Source organism: Candidatus Polarisedimenticolia bacterium (assembly GCA_036001465.1).
Taxonomy (GTDB): Bacteria; Acidobacteriota; Polarisedimenticolia; order Gp22-AA2; family Gp22-AA2; genus Gp22-AA3.
Genome location: DASYUH010000056.1, coordinates 168,837 through 189,166, shown reverse-complemented (window position 1 = coordinate 189,166; position 20,330 = coordinate 168,837). Strand labels below are relative to the sequence as shown.

Genomic DNA, 20,330 nt, shown 5'->3' with positions numbered 1-20,330 from the left:
CTGGACGTCACCCCGCTCTCCCTGGGAATCGAGACCCTGGGCGGCGTGATGACCCGCCTCATCGAGCGCAACACCACGATTCCCACCACCAAGAAGGAGGTCTTCTCCACCGCGGCCGACAACCAGCCGGCGGTGGACATCAAGGTCTACCAGGGCGAGCGTGAGTTCGCGCGGGACAATCGACTCCTGGGATCCTTCCTCCTGGAAGGCCTGCCGCCAGCTCCGCGGGGGGTGCCGCAGATCGAGGTGTCGTTCGACATCGACGCCAACGGCATCCTGAACGTCTCGGCCAAGGACCTGGCGACGTCGAAGGAGCAGAAAATCACCATCAGCGGGCAGGGGACCCTGGCCAAGGACGACATCGACAAGATGGTCAAGGAGGCCCAGGCCCACTCGGAAGAGGACAAGCGCAAGCGGGAGGAGATCGAGGCCCGCAATGCCGCCGACGCTCGCGTGTACCAGGTCGAGAAGCTCCTGGAGGAGAACCGGGACAAGGTGTCGGCCGACGACGAACGGAGCATCCGGGCCGCCGTCGAGGACGTCAAGAAGGCGGTCACGGAAGGGGGCGCCGATCGGATCAAGGAGGCGCTCCAGAAGCTCGACAAGTCCTCGCATCACCTGGCCGAGCTGCTGTACCAGAAGGTCGGGGCGGGCGCGGCCGGCCCCTCCCGCGGCGCCGAGTCCGCGGGGGGGCAACCGGAAGGCGGATCCGCCGGCGGGGGGGGCAAAGACGGCGACGTGATCGACGCGGAGTTCGTCGACGTCGACGAGCCCAAGAAATGAGCGCCCGATCCGGCCGGCCGCCGCGCCGCGGCCCCGCGGCGAAGTCCTGGGATCCGCTCCGCGATCTGATCGCCCTCAAGGAACGCCTGAACCAGCTCCTCGAATCGGTGCAGGGCCGGGGCGGTCTCTCGTCGGACGATCTGGCCGCCTGGATTCCGCCGGTGGACGTGCGCGAGGATCGCGAGGGCTTCGTGCTGACGGCCGAGGTTCCCGGCGTGCGCCGCGAGGACCTCCAGATCAAGGTCGAGGGGGCGATCGTGACGGTCAAGGGACGGCGCGAACGGGAGAAGGAGGCGCGCTCGGCGCTGCGCATCGAGAGGCCGTGCGGCTCCTTCTCGCGTACCTTCTCCCTGCCGGCTCCCGTGGCGGGAGACCGGGTCGACGCGAGGGTCCACCTGGGGGTCCTCGAGGTCTTTCTCCCGCGGTCCACCGGCACTCGCGTCCGATCGATCAAGGTGCAGGAGCCCGGGTGATGAATTACTACGAGGTCCTGGGGGTCGACCGCAAGGCGCGCCTGGTCGACATCAAGAAGGCCTATCGTCGCCTGGCGCGCAAGCACCACCCCGACCTCAATCCGGGCGACCAACGGGCCGAAGAGCGCTTCAAGCAGATTTCGGAGGCCTATGACGTCCTGTCGGACTCCGACAAACGCAAGAAGCACGACCTGGAGCTGCAATACGGGACCGGCGCCGCCGGCGGGCCATTCCATCGGGGCGGCCCCGGCGGTCCCGCCGGCGCGGGCGTCGACATGGACTTCGACCTCGGGGATCTGGGCGTCTCCTCTCCGGGATTCTCCAGCTTCTTCTCCGAGATCTTCGGGCGCCACGCCTCCGAAACGCAGGAGAGAGACGCGCCCCGGGCGGGCGCGGATATCACGCAGACCGTTCCGATCGATTTCTTCGACGCCCTGCGCGGCAAGACCATCGAGACGACTCTCGATGTCGAATCGCCCTGCCCGCGTTGCCATGGGTCGGGCACCGTGCCCACACGCAACAGGCGGCCCTGCCCGGACTGCGCCGGCACCGGCCGGATCAGCCACGTCTCCGGGGTCCTGCGGTTCGCCTCGACCTGCCGGCGGTGCGGCGGCCAGGGGACCCTCGGCTCGGAGGGGTGCGGGAACTGCGCGGGAACCGGCGTGCTGAAACGGCGCGAGACCATCAAAGTCCACATTCCGCCCGGGGTCGACAGCGGATCACGCGTCCGCGTGCCGGGGAAGGGGCGGGCCGGACGGCATGGCGGACCGAACGGGGATCTGTTCATCGTGACGCAGGTGGGGACGCATCCCTTCTTCAAGAGGATTGGTGATAACATTCACTGCTCCGTGCCCGTTTCGGTTACGGAAGCGTCACTGGGATCCCGCATCCAGGTCCCGACGGTGGACGGATGGGCCAGCATCAAAGTCCCGCCGGGCACGGAAAGCGGCCAGAAGTTCAGGCTGCGCGGCAAGGGGGCACCGCTCCTGCGCGGATCGGGCCGCGGTGATCAGTACGTGGAGGTCCACGTTGTCACGCCGCGCGCGAACGATGAGCGATCCCGGCAGTTGCTGAGAGATCTCGGCGCGCTGCATCCGGGCGAGGAGTTGCGCCGTGGCATCCGGACCTGAAGGCCGCGCCCGGCGCCGTTCGGGAAAGGAGAAGCGCCGGGACAACAAGTCGTACTACATGATCAGCGTCGTGGCCGAGCGCTTCGAAGTGCACCCCCAGACGCTCCGCCTGTATGAGCGCGAGGGTCTGGTCAAGCCATCCCGGACGCAGGGCAACACGCGGCTCTACTCGGAGGACGACCTCGAGCGTCTGTCCTTCATCCTCAGCCTGACCCGGGAGATGGGCGTCAATCTCGCCGGCGTCGAAATCATCATGAACCTCCGCCGCCGGATCGAGTCGATGCAGGAGGACATGGATCGATTCATCTCGGAGGTGCGCCAGGAGATCGGCCGCAGGGGGCAGGAGGGCCCGATCGAATCGTCACGGGCGCTGGTGAAGGTCGCCGCCGCCTCACGCACGACCAAAACCGACAAGGGGTGACGGGTGGAAGAGGAACGGGCAGCCGGGAAACGAAGCGCGGCCTCATCCGAGACGCTGAAGAAGTACCTCCAGGAGATCTCCAAGCTGCCGCGCATCACCCCCGACGAGGAGAAGGTCCTCGGGGACCGGATCCAGAAGGGGGACAAGGAGGCCCTCCGCAAGCTGGTCGAGGCCAACCTCCGGTTCGTCGTCAGTTTCGCCAAGAAGTACCGCAATTGCGGGCTCTCCTTCCTGGACCTGATCAACGAAGGCAACATCGGACTGATCGAGGCGGCGAAGCGGTTCAATCCGAAGAAAAACGTCAAGTTCATCACCTATGCGGTCTGGTGGGTGCGTCAGGCGATCATCCACGCGCTGTCGGACCAGAGCGGCGCGTTCCGGCTCCCGCAGAAGCAAGCCAACCTCCTGTATCGCATCGGGAAGACCATCTCGCAGCTGACGCTCGACCTGGAGCGGAACCCGACTCCGGACGAGATCGCGGCCAAGCTCGAGATTCCGGTCGAGGAGGTCACGAGCCTGCTCCAGGTCGCGGACGAGAATGTCTCGCTCTCGACCGTCATCGACGAGGAGCACGAATTCCACCTGTCGGACAAGCTCGAGCAGGATGTGATCCCTCCGGCCGACATGGCGCTTCTGCGATCGTCCCTGAAGGACCATCTCTATGCGTGTCTGGGTGAGCTGGACCCCAAGGAGCAGAAGGTCCTGCGGCTGCGCTTCGGATTGGAAGAAGGGGAGCCGAAGACGCTGAAGGAGATCGGCGAGATGATGGGGCTGTCGCGCGAGCGCATCAGGCAGATCGAGGCGCAGGCCCTGGAGAAGCTGAACCGCTCGCAGAAATGCCAGCAGCTGCAGGGCTATCTGAACTGACGGCGCCTGTGCGGGTTCCCGGTTCCGGGAGGGACCTCCATGATCGAAGGCGATGGCGGCGCATGCGCTCGTTGCGGCGGCACCGGTTTCGTCCTCATCGATGAGGGCGGGGCGACGCGCGCGCGGGCCTGCGCCTGCCGCGCCCAGTCCCAGGGACGGCCCGCGGGCGTGAGCGAGTTCGTGCAGGCGGCGCGCATCCCGAAGCGCTATCACGACTGCGAGTTCGAGAATTTCGACGCCATCCCGCCGCACCAGCTGTCGCTGCACGGCGCCCGGACGTCGGCCGAGCGCTTCGCGGAGGAATACCCCCTGAGCGATCGCGGGCTGATGCTCCTCGGGCCGCCCGGCGTGGGCAAGACCCACCTGGCCGTGGCCATCCTGAGACGGCTGGCGATCGACAAGGGCGTGCCCTGCCTGTTCTGCGACGTCCAGGACCTTCTCCGGCAGCTCCAGGCGACGTTCGATCGCCAGTCCGGGATGAGCGAGCTCGAGCTCCTGCAGCCGGTCCTGCAGACCGAGGTCGTCCTGCTCGACGATCTCGGCGGGAGACAGTTCAGCCCCTGGCTCGAGGAGACGCTGTCGCACATCGTGACGACGCGCTACAACGAAAAGCGGTCCACCCTGGTGACCACGAACTACGTGGATGACGCCGCGGGCGGACGCGGGCCGACACTGAAGGACCGAATCGGGCCGCGCGTCCACTCCCGCCTCCAGGAAATGTGCCACGTGGTCCGGCTCGAGGCGCAGGATTTCCGCCAGATGATCAAGCGGGCCGACCATCACCGCCTTCCGGACCGCGGCGCCCGCCCCGGGGGGCACGCATGACGCGGCGCCCCCCGATCTTCGCGGCGGTCGTGGTGGCGGGAGCCCGCACCGCGATGGCGGAGCTCAACACCCACTTCCGCGAGGTGAGCGAGGTCGAGCTGGGAGCGGCGGCCGCGCGCGAGGCCCTGAGGCGGGCGGGGGCCGATCCGGCTTCCATCGATCACGTGGTCTACGGGAACGCCATGCAGACGAGCGCCAACGCGATGTACGGGGCGCGGCACGTCGCCCTCAAGGCGGGGCTCCCGGAATCCGTGCCGGCTCTCACCCTCAACCGCCTGTGCGGGTCGGGGATCCAGTCCGTGGTCACGGCCGCCTCGCTCGTCGCCCTGGATGAAGCGGCCGTGGTCCTGGCCGGCGGCATGGAGAACATGACGCAGGCCCCGCACGTGGTGCGCGGGATGCGGGCCGGTCTGCGGATGGGGCACGCGCCCCTCGAGGACGCTCTCCTGGTCGGGCTCCTCGACACCCACTGCGGATACACCATGGCGCAGACGGCGGAGAACCTGGCGCAGGAGCGGGGGATCACGCGGGCGGAGGCCGACCGCTACGCCCTCAGGAGCCAGCAGGCCGCGGCGGCGGCGTCCCGGGCCGGGACGTTCCGGGATGAAATCGTGCCGGTGACCGTGCGCGACCGCGGCCGTGAGATCACCGTGCTGGAGGACAACCATGCCCGGCCCGACACCACGCTCGAGGGGCTTGCGAAGCTCGCACCGGCGTTCCAGGGCAAGGGCTACGTGACCGCAGGCAATGCGTCGGGAATGGTGGATGGCGCCGCCGCGGTGATCGTGGCCTCCCCGCAGGCGGCGCGGACGCTTTCCGCGGAACCGCTCGGCCGGGTGATCACCTACGGCGTGGCGGGCGTGCCCCCGCGCATCATGGGCATCGGACCCGTCCCCGCCATCCGCCAGGCGCTCGATCGCGCCTCGCTGTCCCTGGGCGACATCGACCTGTTCGAGATCAACGAGGCGTTCGCGGCGCAATACCTGGCGGTGGAGAAGGAGCTCGGCCTGGATCGGGAGCGCGTCAACGTCAATGGAGGGGCGGTCGCGCTGGGCCACCCCCTGGGAGCGACCGGCACGCGCCTGGTCCTGACGCTTCTCCTCGAGTTGAGGCGGCGCGGCGGCCGGTACGGGATCGCCAGCGCCTGCATCGGCGGCGGCCAGGGGATCGCCATCGTGGTCGAGGCGATCCCGCCCGCCCAACGGTAGGATCGATACGCCCGGGGCGGTGCCCGGGCCGGAGGTGACACGATGGAGATCAAGAAGGTCGGCGTCCTCGGGTGCGGACTGATGGGATCGGGCATCGCCCAGGTCGCAGCGCAGTCCGGCTACACGACCACGGTCCTGGAGGTGACCCGGGAGCTCCTGGAGACCGGCCTCAAGCGGATCGATCAGTTCCTCGCCGCGGGCGTGGCGAAGGGGAAGGTGCGACCGGAGGACAAGCATGCCGCCCTGTCACGGCTCTCGGGCACGACCGACTATGACAGCCTGAAGGATTGCGACCTCGTGATCGAGGCGGTCATCGAGAACCTGGGGGCCAAGAAGGAGGCCTTCGGGCGCCTCGAGCGCGTCCTCAAGAAGGAGGCGATCCTCGCCAGCAACACGTCGTCGCTGTCGATCACCGAGATGGCAGTGACCACCCAGCGGCCGCAGCGCTTCGTGGGCCTGCATTTCTTCAATCCGGTCCCCCTCATGAAGCTGGTCGAGGTGATCCGGACCATCCAGACCGAGCCGGGGATCGAGGAGGCCGTGCTCGGCTTCGCGAAGAGCCTCGGGAAGGTCCCCGTCCGCACGCTCGACCGCACCGGCTTCATCGTCAACCGGCTGCTCGTGCCCTACATCCTCGACGCCATCCGCGCCCTCGAGGAGGGGGTCGGCGGCATCACCGACATCGACCAGGGGATGAAGCTCGGCTGCGGCCATCCGATGGGTCCTCTCACCCTTCTGGACCTGGTCGGCATCGATACGACGTACTACATTGCCGATATCATGTTCGACGAGTTCCGCGAGAGGCGGTTCGCGCCGCCGCCCCTGATGAAGCGCATGGTGCTCGCGGGGTTTCACGGGCGCAAGACCGGTCGGGGGTTCTACGACTATGGCAGCGAGCCGCCCCGGCCCAATGATTTTCTGACCCAGCGCTAGGAGCCTGTCCTCGGACACGCCCCTGGACGGGCCCCGCGAAGGAGGAACGAGAGCATGGGCGGCTCGAACCGGGTGTTGTACGAAAGCCACGGCGGCATCGCGAGGCTGACGATCAACCGGCCGGAGAAGCTGAACGCGCTCGACCGGCAGACGATGGCGGAGATCGATCAGGCGGTGGCGGCGGCCGGCGACGACGCGGCGGTGGGCGTTCTCATCGTGACGGGCGCGGGGGAGAAGGCGTTCGTGGCCGGCGCGGACATCTTCGAGCTCGCCTCCCAGACCCCCGTGGAGGGAGCGGCGTACGCCCGCCGCGGCCAGGGCGTCCTGGAGCGCCTGGAGCGCCTCGGCAAGCCGTCGATCGCCGCCATCAACGGGTACGCCCTGGGCGGAGGGCTGGAGCTGGCGATGGCCTGCACGCTGCGCCTGGCGGCCGAGACCGCCAAGCTCGGGCAGCCCGAAGTGGCGCTCGGGATCATCCCGGGCTACGGAGGGACGCAGCGCCTCAGCCGTCTCGTCGGAGCCGGCCGGGCTCTCGAGATGCTCCTGTCGGGCGATCCGATCGACGCCCGCGAGGCGCACCGCATCGGGCTGGTCAACCGCGTCGTGCCGCAGGCGGAGCTGCAGGCGGCGGCGGAGGCGCTGGCCCGGACCCTTCTCCTGCGCGGGCCCGTCGCCCTGCGCTACGTGCTGCAGGCCGTGCATGAGGGACTGCAGATGGGCCTCGCGGAAGGGTCGTCCACCGAGGCCACGCTGTTCGGCCTGTGCTGCGCGACCGAGGACATGCGCGAGGGGACGCGTGCGTTCATGGAAAAACGCAAGCCGTCGTTCAAGGGGCGCTGAGGGGACATGGCCGGGACACAGGGGGCCCCGCGGATCCACTGGCGGCCGCTTCGCGCCGTCCTGGTCCTGCGTGTCCTGGTGCTGATGGTCCTGGCCGGGTTCGTCCTCGCCGTGGTCATGAGCTACGGGCGGCGCGGGTCGCCGCAGACCGAGATCACCATGGCGCCGGCCTCCGCGACCCCCGCGCAGCAGGGACCGGTTGTCGATCGCTCCGACGAATTCGAAGTCAACGGCAGCCGCGAGGGGCGTCCGGCGTTCACGCTGCGGGCGAAGAGCGTCACGGGGTTCGCGGGCGACCGCAAGCTCCTCGAGGGCGTCCGGCTGACCATCCATGACGGGCGAGGGGGACAGGTGACCGTCTCGGGGCTGGAGGGCCAGTTCGATGCCGCCGAGCGCCGCGCCCGTCTCTCGGGTGACGTGACGGTCGAAGGGGTGGACGAGGGCCTGTCCTTGCGCACCGGAACACTGTTCTACGACAACGACCGCGACATGATCTTCACCGCCGACGACATCGCCTTCAGTGTCGGAGGGCTCGAGGGCGAGGGACGGGGGATGAACTACCTGGTCGCGGAGCGCCAGATCAAGATTCCCGATCGCGTGGTCCTTCGGATCGCAACGGAAGGGACCGGCGGGCCCATCCGCATCAGCTCCGGAGATCTGGTGGCCTCCCTCGGGCGCAACACCGCGGTCTTCACGGACAACGTCCGGATGGAAAGCCGCGGGGACGTGCTGTACGGCAACTATCTCAAGGTGCAGTTCGACGAGTCGCGCAAGCTGGTCCGCCAGATGAACGCCTTTGGCGACGTGGTCGCGACCGGCGCGCCGGGACCCGGCGGCGAAGTCAACGAGATGCGGGCCGACAGCCTGGCGGCCGAGTTCGGCGGGCCGAAAAGCGCCCTCAGGACCGCCGAGGCATCCGGCAACTGCCGCGTGACCTCGGGAGCCATCACGTCGCGCAGCCGCTCGGCCCGCTACCGGGCCGCAGAGGATCGGGTCGAGCTCAGGGGGGATCCCGTCCTCATGACGGCCACCGATCGGATCGCCGCGCAGGAGATCGACGTCACGGTCGGCGGCCGGGCCCTGCAGGCGCGCGGCGACGTGCGGACGGTGTCCCAGCCGGGCCCCGCCGGGGCTCCCGGCGCTCCCGGATTTGCCCCCCGCTCCCCGATCTCCTTCCAGGCGCGCACGCTCGCGGTCGATCAGAAGGCGGACCGGGCAGTCTATGGCGGCGCGGCGCGGGTCTGGCAGGAGGGAAACAGCCTGCAGGGGGAGGAAATCGTCATCGACCGCGCGGCGCGCCAGCTGCAGGCGACCGGCAACGTCATGGGGCGGTTCACCGCGCGCCCGGCGAAGCCCGGGGGCTCGTCCGCCAGGCCGGTGGTCACGGCGATCACGGCCAGCAGCCTCGTGCTGGACGACGCGCAGGGGGTCGGTCGCTATCGCGACAACGTCCGCTTGACGCGTGAGGACGCCGTCCTCACGGCCGACGCCATGGACGCCTTCCTGGCGGAGCGTGACGGCAGCCGGGTCCTGGACCGTATCGAGGCGCGCGGCTCCGTGGCGATCAAGAAGGCCCAGAGCTTCGGGACCGCGCGAACGGCCCTGTACCAGGCGGGTCCCGACCTGCTCATCCTCGAGGACGACGGCGGCCTGGCGGAGGTCGTCGACGCGGCCACAGGCCGCACCCTGCGCGGGCGGACGTTGACATTCGATCTGGCGGGGGATAGGATTCTGACCGAGTCCGCGCGCGGCGGTCGGACCTGGATCACCCTCAAGCCAGAAGCCAAGGACGTTCAGCCGGTTGAGCCGAAAATTAAGCATTGAGGGGCTGACCAAGAGCTACCGCGGGCGGCCCGTCATCCGCGACATTTCACTGCACATCCAGAGCGGCGAAGTGGTCGGGCTTCTCGGGCCAAACGGCGCCGGCAAGACGACCACCTTTTATTGTGTCGTGGGGCTCGTGCAGCCGGATGCCGGACGGATCCTCCTCGGCGGCCACGACGTGTCGCGCCTCCCGATGTACCTGAGAGCGCGCAGCGGCATCAGCTATCTGCCCCAGGAGCCGTCGATCTTCCGCAAGCTGACCGTCGAGGAGAACCTGATCGCCATCCTGGAGACCCTGGACATGCCTCGCGAGGAGATCCGGCAGCGCACCTCGGCGGTCCTGGACGAGCTCAAGATCCGCCACCTGGCCCGCAGCCCGGCCTACAACCTGTCCGGCGGCGAGCGCCGGCGCGCCGAAATCGCCCGGGCCCTGGTCATTTCCCCGTCGTTCATGCTCCTGGACGAGCCTTTTTCCGGGATCGACCCGATTGCGGTTGCGGATATCCAGAGGATCATCTATCAATTGAAGGCGAAGGGGATCGGCATCCTGATGACCGATCACAACGTCCAGGAAACTCTCCGGATCACCGACCGGGCGTATATCATTGCCGAGGGGCGGATCTTCCGGAAGGGCAGCCCGGACCAGCTGGCGGCCGATCCGCAAGTGCGGGAGATCTACCTGGGGGCCAATTTCCGGCTCGTCGATCGCGAGCCTGCCGAGGCCCCCCCGACCGCGTTCCCGGCGGACTGAAGGGCGAGGAACCCGACATGGCACTCGAGCAAAAGCTCAATCTGCGGATGACGCAGAAGCTGATCATGACGCCGTCGCTGCAGCAGGCGATCAAGCTGCTGCAGATGACGAAGCTCGAGCTGCAGGGGGAGATCACCCAGGAGCTCACGGAGAACCCGCTCCTGGAAGAGCTGCAGGATGGGACCACGGAGCCGGAGAAGGCGGACGGGGAGCCCGCGGAGGCGCTCCCCCAGCAGGAAAGCGACGCGCCGGAAGCGCCCGAGAAAGACGCCGAGCGCGACTCGTTCGAAGAGATCGACTACGAGTCCTACTTCCAGGATTACATGGATTTGAGCTACAGGCCGCAGGCCCCATCCGAGGAGATCGAGGCGCCGCCGCTCGAGAACATCCTGAGCAAGCCGCAGAGCCTGGCCGACCATCTGCTCTGGCAGCTCGACATGGGCGTCGTCCCGGACCGGCAGAAGGAGATCGCCCGCGCCATCGTCGGCAACCTCGACGAGGCGGGCTACCTGGGGGCTTCGCTCGACGAGATCGCCGCCATGGGGCCCTACCCGATGGAGGAGGTCGAGCGGGCGCTGCACATCGTGCAAGAGCTCGATCCCCCCGGGGTGGGAGCGCGCGATCTCAAGGAGTGTCTCCTGATCCAGCTCTCGTTCCACGACATGGAGGGCACGCCGGCCGAGGTCATCGTGCGGGATCACATGGGCCTGCTGCAAGGCCGGAAGTTCAAGGAGCTGGCGCAGGCTCTCGGATGCAGCCTGGACGAGGTGATGCATTACGTCGATACGATCCGGCACCTCGATCCGAAACCCGGGAAGAAATACAACGCCGGGAGCAACAACTACGTCATCCCCGACGTGTACGTCCTCAAAGTGGACAAAGGCTACACCATCGTCCTCAACGAGGAGGGGTTGCCCCGCCTGCGAATCAGCTCGTTCTACAGACGGATGATCGACCGGAACAACGCCGACGTGACGAAGGAGACCCGCGAATACGTGCGCGAGAAATTCCGTTCCGCCTTCCGGCTCATCAAGAGCCTGGAGGAGCGCCAGCGCACCATCTACAAGGTGGCCCGAAGCATCGTCAAGCACCAACAGGGCTTTCTGGACTTTGGCTACGAGCATCTCCGGCCGCTCATCCTCAAGGACGTTGCGGACGACATCGGGATGCACGAGTCGACCGTCAGCCGGGTGGTCAATCACAAGTACATGCACACGCCCCGCGGGCTCTACGAGATGAAATTCTTCTTCCATTCGGGGATCAGCTCCACGCAGGGGCAGGACGTCTCCTCGCTGACCGTCAAGGAGCGCATCAAGAAAGTGGTGGGGGAGGAAGACCCGCAGCGGCCGCTCTCCGACGCGGCCATCGTGCAGATTCTGAGCAACGAGGGATTGCGGATCGCGCGGCGGACGGTGGCCAAGTATCGTGAGGAGCTGCGCATCCCTTCGTCCAACGAAAGGCGCCAGGGGTTCAACTGAGGCCCGGCCTGATTCCGGGTGGGGTGGACGATGACGATTGTGTTCACGGGACGCAAGGTGGACCTGACGTCGGACCTCAAGTCCGTCGCCGAGAAGAAACTGTCGAAGCTCGAGCGGATCCTGCACGAGAGCCCCGACATCCATGTGATCCTGACACGGGAAAAGCACCGCCACCGGATCGAGATCCTGGTCCGGGCCCGGGCCGGCAAGCTCACCGCCCGCGGCCAAGGGGCCGTCATGCGGGACGCCCTCGCGGAGGCCATCGATCGCATCCTGGCGCAGGGACGCAAGCACCATGAGAAGTGGGCCCGCGGACGGAAGCGGCGCGGGCCGCGGGAGGCGCCGGAACCCGCTCCGGTCGAGGGTGTCCCGGCGCGCCTCGAGTCCGACGGGCCGGCGGTCGTTCCGATGGGGCGCGTCCCGGTGAAGCCGATGTCGGTGGAGGAGGCGCTGCTGCTCATGCAGGACTCTCCGCATCCGTTTTTCGTCTTTCGCGACGCCGACTCGCAGCAGGTCTCCGTGATCTTCAGGCGCCGCGACGGACACTTCGGCCTCATCGAGCCGGAGACCTAGGAGCCCGGGGACATGGATTTCACGCTGAGCCGCGAGCAGGAGATGCTGCGCGAAACCGTGCGCGCTTTCGCCGATGAGGTGCTCAAGCCGCGCGCCGCGGGCTTCGACCGGTCGCGGGAATTCCCCCACGACAATTACGAGCGCTGCGCCGAGCTGGGCCTGTGCGGCATGATGGTGCCTGAGGCGTACGGGGGAGCGGGTTTCGACGGTGTGTCCTACGTCATCGGGATCGAAGAGGTGTCGCGGGCCTGCGCCTCGACGGGCGTCATCCTGTCGGTGAACAACTCCCTGTTCTGCGCCCCCCTGCTGCGCCACGGCAGCGAGGCGCAGAAGCAGAAATACCTGGTTCCCCACGCGCGCGGAGAACGGATCGGTGCCTATTGCCTGACCGAGCCGCAGGCCGGCTCGGATGCCGGGGCGCTGCGGACGCTCGCGAGACGAAAGGGGGATGTCTACGTCCTGAGCGGCAGCAAGGTCTTCGTCACGAACGGCGTGGCGGCGCACACCTTTGTCGTGTACGCGACGCTGGATCCGGCGCTCCGGCACAAGGGGATATGCGCCTTCATCGTGGAGAGGGGGTTCCCCGGCCTGCGTCTCGGCAAGCCGGAGCACAAGATGGGCATCACCTGCTCCGGTTCCGTCGAAATCGTCCTCGACGGATGCGAGGTCCCCGTCGACAATCTCCTCGGACAGGAGGGCGAGGGGTTCAAGATCGCCATGGCGACGCTCGACGGGGGACGCATCGGCATCGCGGCGCAGGCGATCGGCATCGCCACCGCGGCGCTCGAGGAGTCGCTGTCGTACAGCCGGAACCGGGAGGCCTTCGGCCGTCCGATCGCCGACTTCCAGGCGATCCAGTGGAAGCTGGCCGACATGGCCACCGAGATCGACGCGGCGCGCCTGCTGGCGTACCGCGCCGCCTGGGCGCGGGACAACCAGGACCGGTGTTCGCTCGAGACCAGCATGGCCAAGCTGTTCGCCTCGGAGGCCTGCATGCGAGCGGCGAAGGAGGGCGTGCAGATCCACGGCGGCTACGGCTACATCAACGAGTACACCGTCGAGCGCCTGTTCCGGGACGCCAAGATTACCGAAATCTACGAGGGGACGTCGGAGGTCCAGCGGCTGGTGATCTCGAAAGAGATCCTGAAAGAGGGTTGACATGAAGCCGAAGAACGCCACCCGGACGGCCGCGCAGGGCTCGCGCACGCGGCGCGACTGGGAGGAGAGCACGCTGCACCGCGCGCTCGGCACGAGGCCGGAGCGGCGGGCGACCTTCACCACCGTGTCCAGCCTGCCGATCGAGCGTCTGTACACGGCCGAGGACCTGAAGGACTGGGACCCGGCGACGCGTCTTGGCTTTCCGGGCGAGCCCCCCTTCACGCGCGGCGTCCAGCCCACACTGTACCGGGGACGCCTGTGGACCATGCGCCAGTTCGCGGGATTCGGGACCGCCGAGGACACCAACCGCCGCTTCCACTACCTGCTCGAACACGGCCAGACCGGCCTGTCGGTGGCTTTCGACCTGCCGACCCTCATGGGGCGTGACTCCGACGATCCGCTGTCGGACGGGGAGGTCGGGCGCGAGGGGGTGGCGATCGACACGCTGGCCGACATGGAAGTCCTGTTCAGGGGCATCCCCCTGGACAAGGTCTCGACGTCCATGACGATCAACGCGCCGGCGGCGGTGATCCTCGCCATGTACCTTGCCGTGGCGGAGAAGCAGGGAGTGCCCCTCGACAAGCTCGAGGGGACGGTTCAGAACGACATCCTCAAGGAGTACATCGCGCAGAAGGAGTGGATCTACCCCCCTGCGCCGTCGATCCGCATCATCACCGACATGGTCGGCTTCTGCACGGCGCGGGTTCCGAAATGGAACACCATCTCGATCAGCGGCTACCACATTCGCGAAGCCGGATCGACCGCGGCGCAGGAGCTCGCGTTCACGCTTGCCGACGGCGCCGGTTACGTGCAGGCCTGCATCGACGCCGGGCAGGACGTCGACGCGTTCGCGCCCCGGTTCTCGTTTTTCTTCAATTCCCACAACGACTTCTTCGAGGAGATCGCCAAGCTGCGGGCGGCCCGTAGGATGTGGTGCACGATCATGCGCGACCGTTTCCGCGCCCGATCACCGCGCTCCTGGATGCTGCGCACGCACGTGCAGACGGCCGGGTGCTCCCTGACGGCGCAGCAGCCGTACGGCAACGTGGTCCGGGTCACCATTCAGGCCCTGGCGGCGGTTCTGGGTGGCACCCAGTCCTTGCATACGAACGCCCTGGACGAGACCCTGGCGCTGCCGACCGAAGACTCGGCCCGCATCGCGCTGCGCACCCAGCAGATCATCGCGGAAGAGAGCGGGGTGGCCAACACGGTCGATCCACTTGCGGGGTCGTATTTCGTCGAGTCGCTCACCGATCGCCTGGAGGCGGAGGCCTGGGAGTCCATCCGCTCCATCGATGCGATGGGCGGAATCGTGCCGGCCATCGAGCAGGGTTACCCCCAGCGCGAGATCGCCGAGGCCTCGTATCTCTATCAGAAACAGGTCGACCAGGGCGAGAAGATCGTCGTCGGCGTCAATCGCTACGTCGAAGGGGACACGATGAGGGCGACCCTCCTGAAGATCGGACCGGAGGTCGAGCGCGCCCAGGTGGACCGCCTGCTCTCCGTGCGTCGCGGAAGGGACGCCCGGCGCCACGCCGAGGGCCTGCGCCGCCTGGAGCAGGCGGCGCGGGGCAAAGTGAACCTGATGCCGGAGATCCTCGAGGCGGTGCGGGCCTACGCGTCCGTCGGCGAGATCTGCGAGACGCTGAAGACCGTCTTCTCCGTCTACCAGGAAGGCCGGGTGCATCTGTGAGCCCGGGCGGGCGGCGTGTCCGGCTCCTGATCGGCAAGGTGGGGCTGGACGGCCACGATCGAGGGGCGAAGATCGTGGCCCGCGCCCTGAGAGACGCCGGCTTCGAGGTCATCTACACGGGGCTGCACCAGACTCCGGAGATGGTGGTGGCGACGGCCGTGCAGGAGGACGTGGACGGCATCGGCCTGTCGCTCCTTTCGGGGGCGCACAACACCATCTTCCCCAAAGTGATGAAGCTGCTCGCCGCCAGGAAGAGCGAGGACATCGTGGTGTTCGGGGGGGGGATCATTCCGGAGGAGGACATGCCGGGGCTCCACGAATCGGGCATCCGGAAAATCTTCACCCCGGGGACGACCACTCAGGAGTTCATCGACTGGGTGACGGAAAACGTCCCTCCGCGGCGCCGCTGAGGACCACCTTTCGGCCGCTTCCGGCCTTGGTTTCCTTGACAGGGTGGTTCCTTTGGGCTAGTTTTTGCCGAGGACTATGAAATTCCTCATGGTGAGCGTGGGTCAGGCACGTTATGCGGTCCAGGCCGATGCCGTGAGGCGGATTCTCGACCCGGCCCAGGAGGCGGATCTTCACGTGGACGAGGCCGAGGCCGTGTTCCGCGGCGAGCGCCTTCGGTTGATCGATCTGCACGCCGCGGCCGGCGAGCCGCAGGGGCGCGCCCCTGTGTACCTGCTCCTCGAGGGCTCCCGAAGCCGCGCGCTCGTTCCGGTGGACGGGACCGAGGCGATCCGGGAGGTCCCGGCCACCGACATCGCCCCCCTGCCGCCCTTCATCTTCGCGAGGCCGGGACACGTGTTCCGCGGGGTGTTCTCCGACGGGCCGTCCCCTCGTCTCGTCCTGGACCAGGACGGGATGCTGTGAGCCGGCCCGGCGTCTCCTGGCTCATCCGCTTCCAGGTCGGAGGGGCCGAGGCGGCGCTGCCTCTGGGCGTGGTGCGAGAGGTCGTGGAGTGCCCGCCGGTCGTGCCGGTGCCGGGAAGCCACACGTTCGTGAGCGGCGTCGCCCTCCTCGGCGGAGTGGCCCTGCCGGTCTACGATTTACGGCTGTTCGGCCCATTCTGGTCGACGCCGGCCCCGTCCCGGATGGAACGGACGGAGGCGCCCGGGGAACATCTGATCGTCTGTGACTGGGGCGAGGCCAGGCTGGGACTCCTCGGCGATCGGGTGGACCTGATGGAACAGGCCGGGCGCGTTGCCCTTTCCGATCAGGGGCACGATGGTCGCTGGGCGGTGAACCGGGAATTCGTGAGCGATGTCGTGCGCCGGGACGAGGACTCGGTCATTGTCCTCGATCCGGGAACGCTGTTCGCGTCATTGGGCGTGCCGGCGGCGGGTCCGCCGCGCGCCGTGGAGGATAGCCGGTGAAGACGATCCTGCTGGCCGACGACAGCATCACCATCCAGAAGGTCGTGGAGCTGACCTTCTCCGAGGCCGACTACAGGGTGATCTGCGTCAGCACCGGCGGTCAGGCGATAAAGAAAGTGGCCGAGACGCGCCCCGACATCGTGCTGCTCGACGTCATCATGCCGGAAAAGAACGGCTACGAGGTGTGCGAACAGCTCAAGCGCAATCCCTCGACCCGGGGGATTCCCGTCCTCCTGCTGACCGGAACGTTCGAGCCCTTCGACAAGAAGAGGGCCGACGCGGCCGGGGCGAACGGCCACGTGACCAAGCCCTTCGAGTCCCAGGTGCTGGTGGGAAAGGTCGAGGAGCTGATCGCGGCAACCCCCGCCGTCTCCACCGATGATCAGGGGGGACAGATGGACATCATTTCGGGGGGCGACATCTACCACGTCGATCCGGGCCGCGCGGCCGACGGCCTGCGCGCGTCGCATCCGGCCCCGACCGCCTCCACGCCGGGGCCGGACGCACCCGCGCCAGGGGAATCGGTGCTCCCGCCCTCCCCGCTGGCCCCCGCCCTGCCGCCCTATTCCGCCCATGCGCCGGATCGCGAGGCGGAGGATCGGGAGGAGGGCACGCGTCCGCACCCCGCCATGGCGCCGCCCGATCCGGCCGCCGGCGGATCCTACGTCGGCTTCGCGGACCTCGGCATGGCGGCCGGCATGGACGGAGAGGTCGTCCCCGATCGCTTCGATGATCCGGAATCGGCAACGACCCGGAGCCTGAGGCGCGATGAGGCCGCGCGGTCGCGCGGAGACCACGCAAAGGCAGCGGGGGGCGCGATCGGGGCGGCTTCGGGCGCCTTGGGCACGGAGGATGCGTTCCACGGATCGTTCGAGCAGGAGTTCGACCTCGTCGACGAGGTGCCGGCCGGCGGGCCCGCGACGGCCGGGGAGGACGAGGGGCCTGCCTGGACTCCCCCTCCGGAAGCGCCTCCCGCCGAAACCTGGCAGTCGATGGACGACCTGTCCGCCGGCGAAGGGCCGGACGCCGGTACGGGTTCGACCCCGCCGGCACCGTCGCCGACACCCATGGCGCCGACGGTGGCCGGCAAGGGCGTCGCCCTGACCCCGGAGATGATCGATCTGATCGCCGACCGGGTCGTCGAGCGCCTGGCCGACCGGGTCGTGCGTGAAATTGCCTGGGAGGTGGTCCCCGGCGTGGCGGAAACGCTGGTCAGACGCCGGATCAAGGAGCTGGAGGACAGCCACTCAGGATAGCCCCAGGGCCTCCGCCCGCCCGGCCGCTCCCCCCGGATCCCGCACGCACGAATCGGAACGAACATGGAATTCGAGAAAGCGTTCGAACCAGGAACGATCGAGACCCGCTGGTATGACCACTGGCAGCGGCTGGGTGTGTTCACGGCGCGTGCCGGCTCCGCCCGCCCTCCGTTCTCCATGGTCATTCCACCCCCGAACGTCACCGGCCGCCTCCACATGGGACACGCCCTCAACAACACGCTCCAGGACATTCTTGCCCGCTGGCGGCGGATGAAAGGAGACGACGTTCTGTGGCTGCCGGGGACCGACCACGCGGGCATTGCCACCCAGATGGTGGTGGACCGCCAGCTCCAGAGCGAGGGATCGAGCCGCGAGTCACTCGGTCGCGAGGAGTTTGTCAGGCGGGTCTGGCGATGGAAGGAGGAATACGGGGGGGCGATCATCGGCCAGCTCAAGCGGCTCGGGTGCTCGTGTGACTGGACCCGCGAACGGTTCACCATGGATGAAGGGCTGTCCCGGGCGGTCCGGGAGGCCTTCGTCAGGCTGCATGAGGCCGGGCTCATCTACCGCGACAAGTACATCGTCAACTGGTGCCCGGGGTGCCGGACCGCCATCTCCGACCTGGAGGTGATCCCGCAGGAGACCCAGGGACACCTGTACACCGTGCGCTACCCGTTCGTCGGCGGCGGAGGGGGGATCGACGTCGCGACCACCCGTCCCGAGACCATGCTCGGCGACACCGGGGTCGCCGTGCACCCGGACGACGCACGCTACCGGTCCATGGTGGGGCGCCGTGTCGTCCTGCCCCTGTCCGGGCGCGAGATTCCGATCGTCGCCGACTCCTTCGTGGACAAGGAGTTCGGTACCGGGGCGGTGAAGATCACGCCGGCACACGATGCGAACGACTTCGAAGCGGCCCGGCGCACCGGTCTGCCGCCTCGGGTGGTGATGGACGACCAGGGGCGGATGAACGAGAACGTCCCGGAGCGCTACCGCTCCCTCGATCGGTTCGAGGCGCGGCGCCTCGTGATCGAGGATCTCAAGGCCGGCGGCCACCTGGTCTCCGTGCAGGACCACCTGCACAACGTCGGCCGGTGCCAGCGCTGCCATACCGTCATCGAGCCCTATCTCTCGACCCAGTGGTTCGTCCGCGTTCAGCCCCTGACGGAGGAGGCGATGCGGGCCGTGGCCGATGGGCGCGTGACGTTCACGCCGCCGTACTGGGTCAACAGCTACAACGAGTGGATGGGGAAGATTCACGACTGGTGCATTTCGCGGCAGCTCTGGTGGGGACATCAGATCCCCGCCTGGCACTGCGGCACGTGCGCCGAGATCCACGTGGCGCGGGAGGCTCCCTCCATCTGCCGGCGCTGCGGCGGTCGGGAGCTGCGGCAGGATCCGGACGTCCTGGACACGTGGTTCTCGTCCGGCCTGTGGCCGTTCTCCACGCTGGGCTGGCCCGAGCCGACGGCGGACCTGAGGCGCTACTATCCGACCACCGTCCTGGTCACGGGATTCGACATCCTGTTCTTCTGGGTGTCCCGGATGATCATGATGGGCCTCCATTTCATGCGCGAGGTGCCGTTCCGCCGCGTCTACATCACGGGGCTGGTGCGCGACGCCGAAGGGCAGAAAATGTCCAAAACCCGCGGCAATGTCGTCGATCCCCTCGAACTCATCGATCGCTACGGCGCCGACGCGCTCCGCTTCACCCTGGCCGCGATGGCCACCCCGGGATCCGACCTCCCGCTCGCGGAGGAGCGCATGGTGGGATACCGCGCCTTCGCCAACAAGATCTGGAACGCGGCGCGCTTCGTCCTCCTGAACCGGGGAGGCGGGGAGACGGGGACGTCCCCTCCGTCCCTGCCGGCCCGCGACCGCCTGTCGGTGGCCGATCGGTGGATTCTCAGCCGTCTGTCGCGTCTCGCCCTGAGCGTGGAGGCCAGCCTCGGAACCTTCCGCTTCGACGAGATGTCCAACACCCTGTACCAGTTCCTCTGGCACGAGTACTGCGACTGGTACCTCGAGATCGCCAAGCCGAACCTGCAGCCCGGAGCGGATCCCGCCGATGCGGAGCGCGCCCGGGCCGTCCTGCTGCACGTCCTGGACGCCGTCCTGAGGCTCCTCCATCCTGTGATGCCCTTCCTGACCGAGGATCTCTGGCAGAGGATTCCGCATCGGGGGGACACGATCGCCCTCGCCCCCTATCCGGCGCCCGATCCCGGCCTGATCGACGAAAGGGCCGAGAGGGAGATCGAGCGGATCATGGAGGTCGTCGTCCGGGTCCGCAACATCCGCGCCGAATTGAACATCGACCCGGGCCGCCGGCTGCCCCTCCGATACCGGGCGCACGACCGGGAGGCGCGGGAGGTGATCGCCGGAAACGCGGCGACGATCGCCTCCCTCGGGCGCCTGGAGTCGGTGGAAGCGGCGCCCGATCTGACGGCCCTGGGACCGGCGGCGCGCGCCGTGGTCCCGGGCCTCGACCTGGCCGTCCCCCTCGCCGGCGTCCTCGACCTCGAAGACGAGAAGCGCCGGCTCCTGCGTGAAATCGACAAGCTTATGAAGGAGAGGGAAGCCCACGCGCGCAAGCTCGGCAACGCCGAGTTCGTCGGCAAGGCCAAGCCCGAGGCCGTCGCCAAGGCCCGCCGCATCCACCGCGAGCTGCAGGAGACGATCGACCGCCTCACCGCCACCGTCGAGTCTCTGCGGCTCGGTTGACCGCGTTCCGAAGCGTGTGG

At 68.2% G+C, this 20,330-nt stretch carries 20 protein-coding genes; all 20 read left to right on the top strand.

Annotated elements, in window-relative coordinates; translation table 11 throughout:
• The coding region (locus tag VGV60_12020; protein HEV8701989.1) for an Hsp70 family protein at positions 1-783 on the top strand (783 nt) is incomplete at its 5' end.
• Positions 780-1,256 (top strand): Hsp20/alpha crystallin family protein, encoded by a 477-nt coding sequence (locus VGV60_12015; GenBank protein HEV8701988.1) that lies wholly within the window; start codon positions 780-782, stop codon positions 1,254-1,256. The genes VGV60_12020 and VGV60_12015, both read left to right, overlap by 4 nt.
• On the top strand, positions 1,256-2,386 hold the full coding sequence (locus VGV60_12010; GenBank protein HEV8701987.1) for a J domain-containing protein: 1,131 nt from the start codon (positions 1,256-1,258) through the stop codon (positions 2,384-2,386). Before VGV60_12015 ends, VGV60_12010 begins: the two co-directional genes overlap by 1 nt.
• Positions 2,370-2,807 carry a helix-turn-helix transcriptional regulator gene (locus tag VGV60_12005; GenBank protein ID HEV8701986.1) on the top strand — a complete coding sequence of 146 codons (438 nt, stop codon included), beginning with the start codon at positions 2,370-2,372 and terminating at the stop codon, positions 2,805-2,807. The genes VGV60_12010 and VGV60_12005 overlap by 17 nt, the downstream gene beginning before the upstream one ends.
• A gap of 3 nt (positions 2,808-2,810) precedes the next feature.
• Positions 2,811-3,674 (top strand): RNA polymerase sigma factor RpoD/SigA, encoded by an 864-nt coding sequence (locus VGV60_12000; protein ID HEV8701985.1) that lies wholly within the window; start codon positions 2,811-2,813, stop codon positions 3,672-3,674.
• A gap of 39 nt (positions 3,675-3,713) precedes the next feature.
• Positions 3,714-4,499, top strand: a complete 786-nt coding sequence (locus VGV60_11995; GenBank protein HEV8701984.1) for an ATP-binding protein — start codon at positions 3,714-3,716, stop codon at positions 4,497-4,499.
• A complete protein-coding gene (locus VGV60_11990; protein ID HEV8701983.1) occupies positions 4,496-5,707 on the top strand; it encodes an acetyl-CoA C-acyltransferase in 1,212 nt (403 codons plus the stop codon). Before VGV60_11995 ends, VGV60_11990 begins: the two co-directional genes overlap by 4 nt.
• Positions 5,708-5,749: 42 nt before the next feature.
• Positions 5,750-6,640, top strand: a complete 891-nt coding sequence (locus VGV60_11985; protein ID HEV8701982.1) for a 3-hydroxybutyryl-CoA dehydrogenase — start codon at positions 5,750-5,752, stop codon at positions 6,638-6,640.
• Positions 6,641-6,694: 54 nt separating this feature from the next.
• Complete coding sequence (locus VGV60_11980) at positions 6,695-7,480, top strand: enoyl-CoA hydratase-related protein (GenBank protein HEV8701981.1); 786 nt, start codon at positions 6,695-6,697, stop codon at positions 7,478-7,480.
• A gap of 6 nt (positions 7,481-7,486) precedes the next feature.
• The gene (locus VGV60_11975; protein ID HEV8701980.1) at positions 7,487-9,304 is read left to right on the top strand and encodes an LptA/OstA family protein; all 1,818 of its coding nucleotides are present in this window, start codon (positions 7,487-7,489) and stop codon (positions 9,302-9,304) included.
• Positions 9,282-10,055: an LPS export ABC transporter ATP-binding protein gene (gene lptB, locus VGV60_11970; GenBank protein ID HEV8701979.1), complete on the top strand. Its 774-nt coding sequence runs from the start codon at positions 9,282-9,284 to the stop codon at positions 10,053-10,055. Before VGV60_11975 ends, lptB begins: the two co-directional genes overlap by 23 nt.
• 17 nt (positions 10,056-10,072) lie before the next feature.
• Positions 10,073-11,533, top strand: a complete 1,461-nt coding sequence (rpoN, locus tag VGV60_11965; GenBank protein ID HEV8701978.1) for an RNA polymerase factor sigma-54 — start codon at positions 10,073-10,075, stop codon at positions 11,531-11,533.
• Positions 11,534-11,563: 30 nt separating this feature from the next.
• Positions 11,564-12,106 (top strand): ribosome-associated translation inhibitor RaiA, encoded by a 543-nt coding sequence (raiA, locus tag VGV60_11960; GenBank protein HEV8701977.1) that lies wholly within the window; start codon positions 11,564-11,566, stop codon positions 12,104-12,106.
• A gap of 12 nt (positions 12,107-12,118) precedes the next feature.
• Entirely contained in the window at positions 12,119-13,264 is a 1,146-nt protein-coding gene (locus VGV60_11955) for an acyl-CoA dehydrogenase family protein (protein ID HEV8701976.1), read from the top strand.
• A gap of 1 nt (position 13,265) precedes the next feature.
• Positions 13,266-14,957: a methylmalonyl-CoA mutase family protein gene (locus VGV60_11950; protein ID HEV8701975.1), complete on the top strand. Its 1,692-nt coding sequence runs from the start codon at positions 13,266-13,268 to the stop codon at positions 14,955-14,957.
• The gene (locus VGV60_11945; GenBank protein HEV8701974.1) at positions 14,954-15,367 is read left to right on the top strand and encodes a cobalamin B12-binding domain-containing protein; all 414 of its coding nucleotides are present in this window, start codon (positions 14,954-14,956) and stop codon (positions 15,365-15,367) included. The genes VGV60_11950 and VGV60_11945 overlap by 4 nt, the downstream gene beginning before the upstream one ends.
• A gap of 76 nt (positions 15,368-15,443) precedes the next feature.
• Positions 15,444-15,830 (top strand): chemotaxis protein CheW, encoded by a 387-nt coding sequence (locus VGV60_11940; GenBank protein ID HEV8701973.1) that lies wholly within the window; start codon positions 15,444-15,446, stop codon positions 15,828-15,830.
• Positions 15,827-16,333, top strand: coding sequence for a chemotaxis protein CheW (locus tag VGV60_11935; GenBank protein HEV8701972.1), 507 nt, complete (start codon positions 15,827-15,829; stop codon positions 16,331-16,333). The genes VGV60_11940 and VGV60_11935 overlap by 4 nt, the downstream gene beginning before the upstream one ends.
• A complete protein-coding gene (locus VGV60_11930; GenBank protein ID HEV8701971.1) occupies positions 16,330-17,589 on the top strand; it encodes a response regulator in 1,260 nt (419 codons plus the stop codon). Before VGV60_11935 ends, VGV60_11930 begins: the two co-directional genes overlap by 4 nt.
• A 63-nt stretch (positions 17,590-17,652) precedes the next feature.
• A complete protein-coding gene (locus VGV60_11925) occupies positions 17,653-20,310 on the top strand; it encodes a valine--tRNA ligase (GenBank protein HEV8701970.1) in 2,658 nt (885 codons plus the stop codon).
• Positions 20,311-20,330 lie beyond the last annotated feature (20 nt).

Excerpts from the sequence above, each read along its gene's own strand:
- VGV60_12015 (HEV8701988.1), top strand. The coding sequence starts at position 780 with ATGAGCGCCCGATCCGGCCGGCCGCCGCGCCGCGGCCCCGCGGCGAAG.
- VGV60_12010 (HEV8701987.1), top strand. The coding sequence starts at position 1,256 with ATGAATTACTACGAGGTCCTGGGGGTCGACCGCAAGGCGCGCCTGGTC.
- VGV60_11995 (HEV8701984.1), top strand. The coding sequence starts at position 3,714 with ATGATCGAAGGCGATGGCGGCGCATGCGCTCGTTGCGGCGGCACCGGT.
- VGV60_11990 (HEV8701983.1), top strand. The coding sequence starts at position 4,496 with ATGACGCGGCGCCCCCCGATCTTCGCGGCGGTCGTGGTGGCGGGAGCC.
- VGV60_11985 (HEV8701982.1), top strand. The coding sequence starts at position 5,750 with ATGGAGATCAAGAAGGTCGGCGTCCTCGGGTGCGGACTGATGGGATCG.
- VGV60_11980 (HEV8701981.1), top strand. The coding sequence starts at position 6,695 with ATGGGCGGCTCGAACCGGGTGTTGTACGAAAGCCACGGCGGCATCGCG.
- VGV60_11975 (HEV8701980.1), top strand. The coding sequence starts at position 7,487 with ATGGCCGGGACACAGGGGGCCCCGCGGATCCACTGGCGGCCGCTTCGC.
- rpoN (HEV8701978.1), top strand. The coding sequence starts at position 10,073 with ATGGCACTCGAGCAAAAGCTCAATCTGCGGATGACGCAGAAGCTGATC.
- raiA (HEV8701977.1), top strand. The coding sequence starts at position 11,564 with ATGACGATTGTGTTCACGGGACGCAAGGTGGACCTGACGTCGGACCTC.
- VGV60_11955 (HEV8701976.1), top strand. The coding sequence starts at position 12,119 with ATGGATTTCACGCTGAGCCGCGAGCAGGAGATGCTGCGCGAAACCGTG.
- VGV60_11950 (HEV8701975.1), top strand. The coding sequence starts at position 13,266 with ATGAAGCCGAAGAACGCCACCCGGACGGCCGCGCAGGGCTCGCGCACG.
- VGV60_11940 (HEV8701973.1), top strand. The coding sequence starts at position 15,444 with ATGAAATTCCTCATGGTGAGCGTGGGTCAGGCACGTTATGCGGTCCAG.
- VGV60_11925 (HEV8701970.1), top strand. The coding sequence starts at position 17,653 with ATGGAATTCGAGAAAGCGTTCGAACCAGGAACGATCGAGACCCGCTGG.